The 12,475-nt window shown below is 53.9% G+C and carries 10 protein-coding genes; 6 read left to right on the plus strand and 4 right to left on the minus strand.

The features are described from left to right. The first annotated feature begins 209 nt into the window (after positions 1–209). From KM934_RS01905 to KM934_RS01925, 5 genes are all read left to right on the plus strand, one after another. Positions 210–3,536: a protein O-mannosyl-transferase family gene (locus KM934_RS01905; RefSeq protein WP_215758924.1), complete on the plus strand. Its 3,327-nt coding sequence runs from the start codon at positions 210–212 to the stop codon at positions 3,534–3,536. Positions 3,537–3,646: 110 nt separating this feature from the next. Further along, complete coding sequence (locus KM934_RS01910; protein ID WP_215758925.1) at positions 3,647–4,258, plus strand: polysaccharide deacetylase family protein; 612 nt, start codon at positions 3,647–3,649, stop codon at positions 4,256–4,258. A 5-nt stretch (positions 4,259–4,263) separates the two neighbouring features. Next, the gene (gene queG / locus KM934_RS01915; RefSeq protein WP_215758926.1) at positions 4,264–5,250 is read left to right on the plus strand and encodes a tRNA epoxyqueuosine(34) reductase QueG; all 987 of its coding nucleotides are present in this window, start codon (positions 4,264–4,266) and stop codon (positions 5,248–5,250) included. A gap of 171 nt (positions 5,251–5,421) precedes the next feature. Beyond that, positions 5,422–5,676 carry a hypothetical protein gene (locus KM934_RS01920; RefSeq protein ID WP_215758927.1) on the plus strand — a complete coding sequence of 85 codons (255 nt, stop codon included), beginning with the start codon at positions 5,422–5,424 and terminating at the stop codon, positions 5,674–5,676. A gap of 132 nt (positions 5,677–5,808) precedes the next feature. Further along, the gene (locus KM934_RS01925) at positions 5,809–7,014 is read left to right on the plus strand and encodes an MFS transporter (protein WP_215758928.1); all 1,206 of its coding nucleotides are present in this window, start codon (positions 5,809–5,811) and stop codon (positions 7,012–7,014) included. A 374-nt stretch (positions 7,015–7,388) separates the two neighbouring features. Here KM934_RS01925 and glmM read toward each other — a convergent pair whose 3' ends face one another. From glmM to KM934_RS01940, 3 genes are all read right to left on the minus strand, one after another. Further along, positions 7,389–8,777 (minus strand): phosphoglucosamine mutase, encoded by a 1,389-nt coding sequence (gene glmM, locus KM934_RS01930; RefSeq protein ID WP_215758929.1) that lies wholly within the window; start codon positions 8,775–8,777, stop codon positions 7,389–7,391. Positions 8,778–8,898: 121 nt separating this feature from the next. Beyond that, complete coding sequence (locus KM934_RS01935; protein WP_215758930.1) at positions 8,899–9,546, minus strand: DUF4827 domain-containing protein; 648 nt, start codon at positions 9,544–9,546, stop codon at positions 8,899–8,901. A 131-nt stretch (positions 9,547–9,677) separates the two neighbouring features. After that, positions 9,678–10,718 (minus strand): DHH family phosphoesterase, encoded by a 1,041-nt coding sequence (locus KM934_RS01940; RefSeq protein WP_215758974.1) that lies wholly within the window; start codon positions 10,716–10,718, stop codon positions 9,678–9,680. A gap of 30 nt (positions 10,719–10,748) precedes the next feature. On the opposite strand from KM934_RS01940, the gene KM934_RS01945 reads away from it, so the two are divergent. Next, complete coding sequence (locus tag KM934_RS01945) at positions 10,749–11,027, plus strand: hypothetical protein (RefSeq protein ID WP_215758931.1); 279 nt, start codon at positions 10,749–10,751, stop codon at positions 11,025–11,027. Positions 11,028–11,538: 511 nt separating this feature from the next. Here KM934_RS01945 and KM934_RS01950 read toward each other — a convergent pair. Then, complete coding sequence (locus tag KM934_RS01950) at positions 11,539–12,453, minus strand: glycosyltransferase family protein (protein WP_215758932.1); 915 nt, start codon at positions 12,451–12,453, stop codon at positions 11,539–11,541. Between the last annotated feature and the right edge of the window lie 22 nt (positions 12,454–12,475).

The following is a 12,475-nucleotide window of genomic DNA, read 5'->3' on the forward strand; positions in this document are numbered from 1 at the left end:
CCGTCCGCCTTCACGGCAAATGCCTCGTTAAGAATACACCAAGCCCAACAGGTCAAATCGCATAGCGGCTACAATCCCGTGATTTCTGCCCATTTTACCGAGTGGCACTAATAAAAAAACTAAAAAAACGGGCTATTCTTATCCTCTCTCTCCTCTTTTTATTAACTTTGCATTTTAGGATTGAAAAATCAAAATTAGTCACACAATAAATGAAACAGTACAGATTAGTGGACAATATCCTTGGTTGGTTGACGTTCTTCGTCGCCGCCTTTGTCTATTGTTCCACCATTGAGCCGACAGCTTCCTTCTGGGACTGTCCTGAGTTTATCACTACTGGCTACAAGCTCGAGATTGGTCATCCCCCAGGGGCACCGTTCTTCATGTTGACCGCCAACCTGTTCAGCCAGTTTGTCAGCAATCCCAGTGAGGTGGCCCGCATGGTCAACACCATGAGTGCGCTGCTCTCTGCCGCCACCATCCTGTTCTTGTTCTGGACCATCACGCACCTGACGCGCAAGCTCATCGTGAAGGATTGGAGCAGCCTTACCACAGGCAAGCTCATTGCCATTGAGGCCAGCGGACTGGTGGGCGCCCTGATCTATACCTTCTCCGATACCTTCTGGTTCTCGGCTGTCGAAGGTGAGGTGTACGCTTACTCATCGGCTTTCACTGCTGTTGTGTTCTGGCTCATCCTCAAGTGGGAAGACCACGCCGACGAGCCCCACGCTGACCGTTGGCTGGTGCTGATCTTCTACATGACTGGCCTGTCTATCGGCGTTCACTTGCTCAACCTGTTGTGCTTGCCCGCCATTGTGCTGGTTTATTGCTATCGCCGCTTCCCCAACGTCGAGTCGAAGGGCTCACTCATTGCCCTGCTCGTGTCGTTCGCCATTGTGGCCGCCGTGCTCTATGGCGTGGTTCCCGGCATCATCACCGTGGGCGGATGGTTCGAGTTGCTGTTTGTCAACGTGCTCGGCATGCCTTTCAACACGGGTCTCATCATCTACATCATCCTCTTGGTAGCCGCTACATTGTGGGCCATTTACGAGAGCTATATGGGTCAGAACAAGAAGCGTGAGAATATTTCGTTCCTCGTGGCGTTCGCCCTCATCGGCATTCCGTTCTATGGTTTCGGCTGGAGCGCTGTAGCCATTGGTGTTGTGGTACTGGCCGTGTTGGCCTTCGTGCTCAACCACAAGAAGCTTGTCGACAAGAAGCCCGTTTATCTCGTCACATCACGATTCAAGAATACCGCCCTTCTCTGCATGCTCATGCTGATGATTGGCTATTCAAGCTATGCCCTGATCGTCATCCGCTCGGTGGCCAACCCGCCGATGGACCAGAACTCACCTGAGGATATTTTCACGTTGGGTTCTTACCTTAGCCGCGACCAGTATGGCGACCGCCCATTGTTCTACGGCCAGGCCTACACCTCACAGGTGAAGTTGAAGACCGAAGGCAACTACTGCCGTCCCGTCATGCAAGGTGGCGCACCGGTCTACAGCCGTAAGGAGAAGGCTTCAAAGAACGAGAAGGACTCCTACTTCGTGGTTACCCACAAGGACAAGTACGAATATGCACAGAACATGTTCTTCCCGCGCATGTACGACGCTAACCACGCCCAGGACTACGAGTCGTGGATGGGTGGTGTCAGCGGCAGCGAGGTACCCTACGACCGCTGCGGTGAGAACATCATGGTGAAGATGCCTTCACAGCTCGAGAACATCAAGTTCTTCCTGTCTTACCAGTGCAACTTCATGTATTGGCGTTATTTCATGTGGAACTTCGCCGGTCGTCAGAACGGCATCCAGGGTCACGGCGAGTTGGAGCATGGCAACTGGATTACCGGTATCTCGTTCATCGACAACGCTCGTCTCGGCGACCAGAACAACCTGCCCGACGAGTTGAAAAACGACAAGGGCCACAACGTGTTCTACTGCTTGCCGCTGCTCTTGGGTCTCATCGGACTTTTCTGGCAGGCCTTCCGTGGCCAGCGCGGCATCCGCCAGTTCTGGGTGGTGTTCTTCCTCTTCTTCATGACAGGTCTCGCCATCGTGATCTATCTGAACCAGACACCCGTGCAGCCTCGTGAGCGCGACTATGCCTACGCAGGCTCCTTCTATGCCTTCGCCATCTGGTGTGGCATGGGCGTGGCCGCCATCATCGACCTGCTGAAGCGCTACCTGAAGAAGGACAGTGTGGTCATCGCAGCCGTTGTGGGATTGGCATGCCTCTTGGTTCCTATCCAAATGGCCAGTCAGACATGGGACGACCACGACCGTTCGGGCCGTTACACCTGCCGCGACTTTGGTAGCAACTACCTCATGACCCTGCAAGACGAGGGCAACCCCATCATCTTCACCAATGGCGACAACGACACCTTCCCGCTCTGGTACAACCAGGAGACCGAGGGAGTGCGCACCGACGCTCGCGTCTGCAACCTCTCTTACCTGTCTACCGATTGGTATATCGACCAGATGAAGCGCCCGGCTTACAACTCACCCTCAGTGCCCATCAGCTGGCCGCGACTCGACTACTGCTCAGGCACCAACGAGATTGTGGAGGTTGCTCCTAACCTGAAGCAGCAGGTGCTCGATTTCTACAAGCAAGATCCCGAGGCTGCCAAGGCACAGTTTGGCGACAACCCGTTCGAGGTTAAGAACATCATGAAGTATTGGATTCGCTCTAAGAACGACGACATGCACGTCATCCCGACCGACACCCTCTATATCACTGTCGACAAGGAGGCTGTCAAGAAGAGCGGCATGCTCATGGCTTGCGACTCCATCCCCGACCGCATGGTCATCTCGCTTGCGGGCAAGAAGGCCCTCTACAAGAACGACATGATGATGCTCGAGATGATTGCCAACTGCAACTGGACGCGTCCTGTTTATGTCGCAACAACTGTGGGAAGCAACTCATACATGAACCTCGGCGACAACTTCGTGCTTGAGGGTCTTGCCAACCGCATCACACCGTTCTCTACGAATCAGCCAAACGCAAAGACCATCGACACCGAGAAGATGTACAACAACCTGATGAACCGTTACCGCTACGGCGGTCTCAGCACTCCCGGCCTTTACATCGACGAGACCCTCATGCGCATGTGCTATACCCACCGTCGCCTCTTTGGCCGCTTGGCCATCGCATTGGCCGCCGAGGGTAAGAACGCCAAGGCTCTGAAGGTGCTGCAGAAGGCAGAGAAGGAAATCCCCGAGTATAACATCCCGATGAACTACATGAGCGGCGCCTTCGACATGGCTCAGGCTTATGCCGCTTTGGGCAAGAACAAGAAGGCCTTGGAGATTCTCCACAAGGTATGGATCGACGCTTATCAGTACGCCACCTATTACCTGACGCTTGAGGGGCAGCGCTTCACTTCAGCCAACCGCGACTTCATGGTTCAGTTGACCATCCTCAACCAGATCCATGAGCTCACGCAGCACATCGACGCCAAACTCGCCAAAAAGGAAGGCGCTGAGGTGCAGGCTAAGTTGAACCAGTTCATCGGCAAGGGTGGCCAACCCATGCAGTAAACCCCTGTTCACTTAAACAACCAATCATAAAAGAGCGCCTGACGGCGAAGAGCTTTGCCGATGCAACAGCCCTTCATCCGCCAGGCGCTTTTAGTTAAAACACAATTCAAATGTTTATAGAACAACCCGCAAAGTGGCTGAGATGGCTCTATCCCAACGCCCTGTGGCGCATGGACAAGAACGACCATTCGGTCTATCTCACGTTCGACGATGGCCCCATTCCCGAGTCGACGCCCTTCATCCTCGAAACATTGCGCCGCTACAACGCCAAGGCCACCTTCTTCATGGTGGGCGAGAACGTGCTGCGCTACCACGATCTCTACAATCAGATTGTGGCCGAAGGTCATCAGGTGGGCAACCACACGTTCAACCATATCGGGTCGTTCAAACACTGGACCCTCACCTATGCCCTGAACATCCAGCAGGCCAACGACCTCATCAAGGCCCATCTCTTCCGCCCGCCCCACGGCTGGATGCGCCATTCCGTATATTGGTGGTTCCAACGCCGTTACAAGATTGTGATGTGGGACTTGGTGACACGCGACTACTCCAAGTGGCTGACGGCCGAGGATGTGGTGCGCAACGTGAAGCGTTACACCCGCAATGGCTCCATCATCACCTTCCACGACTCGCTCAAGAGCATCGATAAGTTGAAAACCGCCCTGCCTGAAGCCCTGGAATGGCTTCAGGAACAAGGCTACGAGTTCAAGACCTTCGAATAATCAGCATGCCGCTTTCCCGTCACGATCTCACGGCGCTCATCAAGGCCGAAGCCCAGAAGTTGGGTTTCGCCGCATGTGGTGTGGCCCAAGCCTCCCACGTCAGCGAGGACGAGGAGGCCCACCTCCGTCGGTGGCTTGACGAGGGCAAGTATGCCGACATGCACTATATGACCAACTATTTAGACAAGCGCCTCGATCCCCGTAAGTTGATGGACGGGCTGAAGAGCATCGTGTCGTTGGCCATGAACTACGCCCCCGAACGTCGGTTGGCCGCTGGCGAGCCACAGATTGCCGCCTACGCGTTGGGCAAAGACTATCACGACGTGATGAAGGAGCGCATCCACCGCTTGGCCGCCTTTGTGTCGGAGCAAGTGGGGCACGAGCTAACCTATCGCGCGTTTGTCGACAGCGGCCCCGTGCTGGAGCGCTATTGGGCTGTGCAAGCGGGCTTAGGATGGGTGGGACGCAACCATCTGCTCATCATCCCCAAGGCCGGAAGCGAGTTTTTCCTGGGCGAGTTGTTTCTCGACATAGAGCTCGATTACGACCAACCCATGGCCAACCATTGCGGCCATTGCCACCGCTGCGTCGACCAATGTCCTACCCATGCGCTGAGCTATACCCATGCGTTCGACGCCCATCTCTGCCTTTCCTACCAAACCATCGAAAACCGTGGCGAGCTGAGCGACGACGCCAAGGCGAAGATGGGTGCGTTCATCTACGGATGCGACCGTTGCCAACTGGCATGCCCCTGGAACCGTTTCGCCCACCCCACCAACATCGCCGAGTTCCAACCGAGCGAGGAATTGCTCTCCATGACGCGCCAACAATGGGAGCAACTGAGCGAGGACGACTATCGCCGGCTCTTCAAAGGATCGGCCGTAAAGCGCGCAAAATATGCCGGCCTCATGCGCAACATCCATAACATGAGCGCCCAAACGAGCGCCACAACCCACCCATCCAACGATGAACCAACCCCGTCAGAACCCTAAGGGTGATAGGGATTTAACGTGTTCAAAACACGTCGTTTTTTGAAAGATAACAGGGGTAGGAAGCCCTCATTTTCGGGTAGGAAGCCCCTATTATTAGCATTCCTTGGGGTTTCTATGATTTTTAACGTCCAAAAGGGCCCTCATTCGTAATCTTTTTTGTAATTTTACACCATGATTCACACCATGCAAGACGACATCAGCTTGTTCTTCCGCCAATTTGCCCTCCAGCGGTTGTCACCGGCTGGCTCGGGCAACATTGACCCACAAGCCATCAAGATGATGATGGTCAACCATTGCGAAGAGATTTATCCCGCATTCTCCGAGACCGAAATCTTCAAGCTCCACTACCAACAAGCGGGCCACGACCAGATGGTTGAGGAGTACAAACGATGCTTCACCCTGCTCCTTTCAGGACGTCTGCCGTGATTAAACCTATAGCTAACCAACAAACATATCACACTTAACCCGACATAACGCAGCAAGCGAACAGCGCAGCTGACACCAACACCCCACTAACAATCACATCGCACCTAATAATACCTAATAACAAATTATTTTATGTCAAACAACAAAACATTCTATGTCCCCTTAGCTTTTGTGGGATTGTTCTTCTTCTCCATTGGCTTCGCTTTGGGCATCAACTCATTCCTCATGCCCGTCCTGAAGGGTGCCATGGACATGTCGGCCGGTGCGTCGAGCCTGCTTCTCGCTGCCACCTTCGTGCCCTTCCTTCTCTTCGGCATTCCTGCCACCAAGTGCATTGAGGCCATTGGCTACAAGCGCACCATGGCTTTATCGTTCGGCATCTTCGCCGTAGCTTTTGCCCTTTTCATCCTGGCCGCCAAAGAGCAGTCGTTGGAGTGGTTCCTCATTGCCAGCGCCGTGAGCGGTGCCGCCAACTGCGTGCTGCAAGCATCTGTGAACCCTTACGTCACCATTTGCGGTCCGTTGGAGAGCGCCGCTAAGCGCATCTCCATGATGGGCATCTGCAACAAGCTCGCTTGGCCTGCCACAACGCTCTTCATCACGTTGGTTATCGGCAAGGGCATTGGCGACATCCACATGGAAGACCTTTACATGCCCTTCGGCATCATCATCGGCATCTTCGTAGCCTTGGCCATCGTTGCCCTGGTGGCTCCGCTGCCCGAGGTGAAGGCCGCCGGTGAGGACGACAGCGCCGATAGCGCCGAGCCAGCCTGCCCTTACGCAGAAGGCAAGACCAGCATCATGCAGTTCCCCCACCTGTTGCTGGGCTGCTTGGCCCTCTTCCTCTATGTAGGTGTTGAGACCATCTCGCTGGCAACAGCCAACGACTACGCCAAGGCGCTCAACCTGCCGGGCGACAACTGGGGCTTCATTCCCTCGATCGGCATGGTGGTAGGTTACCTCGTAGGTATCATTGCCATTCCTAAGTATCTGAAGCAAGACACCGCCATGCGCCTCTGCGCCATCATCGCTGTGGTTGGTTCAGTGCTTGTGGCCGTCATCCCCGACCCCGAGATTTCAACCTACTGCATCTTCTTCATGGCTCTCGGTTGCTCACTCATGTGGCCGGCACTGTGGCCTCTTGCCATGGCCGACCTTGGTAAGTTCACCAAGAGCGGTTCATCATTGCTCACCATGGCCATCGCCGGTGGCGCCGTAATGCCTTGGTTGCAAGGTCTGGCTGTCGACGCCTTTGGTTACCAGGCCAGCTATTGGGTTTGCGTTCCCTGCTTCCTCTTCATCTTCTTCTATGGCATGTGGGGTTACAAGATCAGATAACACATAGGCTATCCAGCAGATAGTTGAATGCTATAAGCCAAACGCCCGATGAGCCATCCGCTCACCGGGCGTTTCTATTATGAGATTTCATACTAAAGCAACAGGGCGTTATATGTATTACCAATTTACCGGAAGAATGATGCAGAAAGATTTGCCCGTTTTAGCATAGTATGGCCTTGGACTAAGGCTTTCAGTCAGCTTAGTTGAATTTTGGCACACCCTCTTTATATGTTAGGGTGTGCCATCATCCAACATGTGTAAACAATTGAACGATGCCCACCATGAAACTCCATGAGAGAGGGGCCTGGCTCATGAAACAAAAATAGGAGGAAAGCCGCAATGGCTTTCCTCCTACGTTATGATTGTTGTATGGATTACATGCTGTAAACCACGTCCATCAATTTCTTGCCCAGCTCATCGGCCTCTTCCATGGTCGAAGCCTCGCTGTACACACGGATGATGGGCTCTGTGTTGCTCTTGCGGAGGTGCACCCACTTGTTGGGGAAGTCGAGCTTCACACCATCGATGTCGGTAACCTGCACATCGGCCTGCTGGCCGTACATCTCCTTCACCTTCACGAGGATAGCATCCACGTCGGTCTCAGGACTGAGGTCTATGCGGTTCTTGGCGATGAAATAGTTGGGGAAAGTCTGGCGCAACTGGCTTGCGGTAAGACCCTTCTGCGCCATAGAGCTCAGGAACAGACCGATACCCACCAAGGCGTCGCGACCATAGTGGCTCTCCGGGTAGATAACACCACCGTTGCCCTCACCACCGATGACGGCACCTACCTCCTTCATCTTCGTGGTAACGTTCACCTCACCCACAGCCGAAGCGTAGTACTTGCAGCCATGCTTCTCGGTAACGTCGCGCAGGGCACGTGTGGAACTCAGGTTCGACACCGTGGCACCCTTCACGTGGTCGAGAATGTAATCGGCCACCGTTACCAGCGTGTACTCCTCTCCATACATCTGTCCGTCCTCCTGGATGAATGCCAAGCGGTCCACATCGGGGTCGACCACCACGCCGAGGTCGTAACCGCCCTTGGCGCAAGCGTCCATGATGCCGCCGAGGTTCTTGGCGATGGGCTCCGGATTGTGTGCGAAGTCGCCATTGGCCTCACCATTGAGGAAGGTAGCCTCCACGCCAAGCGCCTTGAACAGGTCGGGCAGGATCTCGCCACCCACCGAGTTGATCGTGTCGACGATCACCTTGAAGTGAGCCTTCTTGATGGCCTCCACATCCACAAGCTCCAGGGCGAGCACCGAGTCGATGTGGCGCTGGTTGAACGAGTTGTCCTCCGTGTAATGGCCGAGGCCGTCAACGTCAGCATACTCAAAATCCTCTCTTGCAGCGATGTCGAGCACCTCGTTGCCGTCGTCCTTCGTCAGGAACTCACCCTGCTCGTTGAGCAACTTGAGCGCATTCCAGTGGCGGGGGTTGTGGCTGGCGGTGATGATGATACCACCTGCTGCACCACTCCACTTCACGGCGAGCTCTGTGGTCGGCGTAGTGGCCAAGCCGATGTTCACCACATCGTAGCCAATACCCATGAGCGTACCACAGACAACGTTCTTCACCATCTCACCCGAGATACGTGCGTCGCGTCCAACCACGATCTTGTTGCTTGTCGACTTGCCGCTACGGCGGATGAAGGTGGCGTAAGCCGATGTAAACTTCACAATGTCAAGCGGGTTCAAAGTGTCACCCGCACGGCCTCCGATGGTACCACGGATGCCCGAAATAGATTTGATAAGGGTCATAAGTTATTATATTTCGGTGGGTAAAACTCGTTCCCAATAGGGTTGGAGCTCCACTCATCATGATAGTGTTTTGGTAATGTCTTTGCCCTTGCCCCGCCACGCGGTCAGCAATGCCATGTGCTTAGCGTCCGAGCTCGTAGGTGATGTCGTAGAGGCAGGGATACACATACTGCGTAGCGTAAGCGTGTCCCTTGTCGTGCGGCACGATGATACGCACCTTGGCCACCTCGTCACCCTCCTTGGCGGGCCGTCCCACGTTGATGAAGCCCAGCGGCATGAGCCATCCCTGTGGCACCGCCGTCGACGAGTTGCCATACACGGCCTGCAGGAGGCTCTCGCCCCTCACGAAGTAGCCCGTGTAGTCGGCCGAGTTGCGCGTTACGGTCATCTTGTCGACCACGGCGTCCCAGCGCGAGTCTCTGATGTTGGAGAGCTGTATGGTGTCGGTCTTCAGATTATACTCGGTGAAGCGACAGAGCACCGTAACGGTCTTACCGTTGGGGATAGGCTCGCCACAACCCTTGCGCACAATCTGCATGTAGATACCCGATGATTGGAACAGCACAAACTCGTTCTTCGACACGTCGGTGGTGTTGCCCTGAAGCGCAAACTGCGTCTCCGAGATGACGTTGACAGCCGAGTCGGCTATGTATTTGTTGATGGCAGAACGCTCCGCTTTCTTCTGGTCGGCATACGACTCGTCGTCGTTACAAGCCACGAACGCTGTCATGGCGAAAAGAGCCAGAAGCAAATAAGTCAGTTTTTTCATATCCTTGTTTTTGACTGCAAATATACGAAAATTCCACGTGGCACAGGCCCATTGTGCCAATTATTTAATAAATATTGGCAAACAGCTATCGGTCCGGCGCCATGTGCGAGGCACGAATGGCATGCGGGGGCTTACTTCTTCAGTTCTTCGGCGTAATACTTAATGGCCTCTCGCGTAATCTTCACGGCCTCATCGAGCGAGCAGTCGAGCTGTCCGCCGCTGGCGTTGAGGTGCCCACCGCCATTGAAGAAGCGCTTTGCCACCTCTTCCACCGAGAAATCGTCGACCGAGCGCAGGCTCACCCACACCTTATTATCAATGCGGTCGTCCTCGCGCAGCGAGATGCTCATCTTCATGCCCTTGATGCGGAGCGGCTCATTGACCAGTCCCTCGCCATCGCCACGCACGTAATGATAGTCGCGCATCTCCTGGCGGGTTAGCGTGTAGTAGCAGGCGTGGAGGTCGTCGAACACGTTCAACTTCTGGCTCATGAGGTGACCGCGGAGGCGGATGGCCCACGAACTGTAATTATTATATACGTTGCGATAAATCTTGTCTTTGTCGAAGCGCTTGGTGAGCAACTGGCAGACGGCGTAGAAAATCTCGGGCGACGAACTGTTGTAGGTGAAACCGCCCGTGTCGGTCATCATGCCACAATAGAGAGGCACGGCAAACTTCTTGGTCATGCGTTCAAAATCGCCCATCTGCCACACCAGCCGGAACACAATCTCCGATGTGGAGCTGAGGTCGGGAAACGACACCTTCATGTGGGCTTCGACCGTAGGATTGAGATGATGGTCGATGAGCACCCTCTTGGCCTTCGCCGTTTCGAGCGTATGGGCCATGCCCTCGAGGCGCTCCACCGCATTGAAGTCGAGGCAAAACACCAAGTCGGCCTCCTTCATGAGGCGCTCCACCTCATCGGGCCGCTTGTCGTAGCGCATGACACACTGTGTGCCAGGCAACCAATGAAGGAAGTCGGGGTAAGCGTTGGGCACAATGATTTGCGAGCGCTTGCCATAGTGCACGCTGAGATATTCAGACCAAGCCAAAGTGGAGCCAATGGCGTCACCGTCGGGACGCGAATGTCCGAGGATAACGATTTTCGAGGATGATGAGACGAGGGCGCCGAGCTGCGACACCTGCTCAGGGGTTAGTAGTTTCAAATCCATCATGGGTGCAAAGGTACGAAATATATTCGAATGAGCACCCAATATGGTGGCCTGATTTTTAGAAAATTGCAAAAAATCCCATTAAATTATGTCAAGATATTTAGTGTTTTTGCACCACTCTTAGCATCACCTTCCAGAGAAAAAGAAAGCAAAAACACCAACATTTTTTGCGAGAAACGCCGAACGCCACCGGCTCGTCTCACACGGGGCGTTGCCAAAGATGGCCCATCGAGCCTCGAAAGACCAGCTATCGAGGCACCGTTTGGCATGTTTGGTCGTGCGGTTTGGCGTCTTTCGCAACTCGATTAGGCATCTTTCACAAAACAATTCCTTACGATTTTCAAAACCTTCGAGCATCCGCAACGCAACCATCTGATATTCAATGTGTTGCAAAAGCAACCCAAAGTGGCTCATAAATACGTTATTTGGAGCCACAGCCGTTTAATTTTCAAATAACGAAGAAGTTTTTCAAAATTATTCAGCACGGTGCGTTGCCAACTACAAATTGATCTTCCGACATTTGGAGTGATTTGATTTTCGCTTCAGTTCTGGCCTCAGACGGCGCAACAACGAATTACTCGAATTTTCGAATTTTTTCTAATTGCGTTAGCCAAATTCGTTCAAATTGGTAATCGAAAAACGATTACATCAATTCGTTAATTCGTTCAATTCGTTGTTACCGCGTCTGAGCGTAAATACTCACGTGTGTTATTTTTCACTCCAAATGTCGGATGAGCCAACAACAAATCCCGCCATGCCATCAGGAGGCAGGCGGGATCCGTTATGTGTTGGTACGCCTCAGCGAGGCAGAAGCTGTCAATTAGAACAACTTGGCGGGATAAACACCCTCGTCGACGAGCTTCTGGATCTTCTCCACAACGCTGGGACGGTCGGCTGAATAGGTCACGCCGAACCACTTGCTGGTGGTGTCGAGCACCTCGCAAGTAGCCTTGCCAGAGTGGATGAGTTTGTCGACCACCCAAGGAATGAGGTACTCAGCCTTGATGTTGGCCTTGGTTGTGGGAGCATCCAAGAACTCCTTGAAGAACTTGTCGCTATACTCGAAGTAGTCGGGAGTGAAGCCCCAGACGTTCATGCTCACAGGGTTGTTGTCGGGGATGTTCACCCACTCGCCCTTCTCGTCCTTGTAGGCCACCTTGCCGTCCTCCTTGCGCTCGATCTCGGTGCGCTCCACGCAGCTTGTGAGGTGCTCGTTCTCGTCCTTGGAGCACACACCACGCGAAACGGTACCGTTGTCGCTCAGCGTGTTGCTCACGCGGAAACCAACCATGGCGTACTTGCCATTGCTGTTCTCGGGCAGGTTAGCAAGGAACTTGCCAATGACCTGGAAGCAGTCGCGGTTGTAGAAGTCGTCGCAGTTGATGACGCAGAAAGGCTCGTGAATAGCGTCCTTGGCCATCATCACAGCGTGGTTGGTACCCCAAGGCTTTGTGCGGCCCTCGGGAACGGTGTAGCCCTCGGGCAACTTGTCGAGGCTCTGGAACACGAGCTCACAAGGAATCTTGCCCTCATACTTTGAGAGGATCTTATCGCGGAAGTCCTGCTCAAAATCCTTACGGATCACCCAGACGATCTTACCGAAACCAGCCTGAATGGCGTCGTAGATGCTGTAGTCCATAATTGTCTCGCCGTTGGGGCCCAGGCCGTCCAACTGCTTCAAACCACCGTAGCGGCTGCCCATGCCAGCTGCCAGAAGTAACAATGTAGGTTTCATAATCTTATTTTTTTAATGAAAA

Source organism: Hallella faecis, from assembly GCF_018789675.1.
Lineage (GTDB): Bacteria > Bacteroidota > Bacteroidia > Bacteroidales > Bacteroidaceae > Prevotella > Prevotella faecis.

Coding starts and splice junctions, on each gene's coding strand:
- queG (WP_215758926.1), top strand. CDS start 4,264: ATGCCGCTTTCCCGTCACGATCTCACGGCGCTCATCAAGGCCGAAGCC.
- KM934_RS01925 (WP_215758928.1), top strand. CDS start 5,809: ATGTCAAACAACAAAACATTCTATGTCCCCTTAGCTTTTGTGGGATTG.
- glmM (WP_215758929.1), bottom strand. CDS start 8,777: ATGACCCTTATCAAATCTATTTCGGGCATCCGTGGTACCATCGGAGGC.
- KM934_RS01920 (WP_215758927.1), top strand. CDS start 5,422: ATGATTCACACCATGCAAGACGACATCAGCTTGTTCTTCCGCCAATTT.
- KM934_RS01910 (WP_215758925.1), top strand. CDS start 3,647: ATGTTTATAGAACAACCCGCAAAGTGGCTGAGATGGCTCTATCCCAAC.
- KM934_RS01940 (WP_215758974.1), bottom strand. CDS start 10,718: ATGGATTTGAAACTACTAACCCCTGAGCAGGTGTCGCAGCTCGGCGCC.
- KM934_RS01950 (WP_215758932.1), bottom strand. CDS start 12,453: ATGAAACCTACATTGTTACTTCTGGCAGCTGGCATGGGCAGCCGCTAC.
- KM934_RS01905 (WP_215758924.1), top strand. CDS start 210: ATGAAACAGTACAGATTAGTGGACAATATCCTTGGTTGGTTGACGTTC.
- KM934_RS01935 (WP_215758930.1), bottom strand. CDS start 9,546: ATGAAAAAACTGACTTATTTGCTTCTGGCTCTTTTCGCCATGACAGCG.
- KM934_RS01945 (WP_215758931.1), top strand. CDS start 10,749: ATGAGCACCCAATATGGTGGCCTGATTTTTAGAAAATTGCAAAAAATC.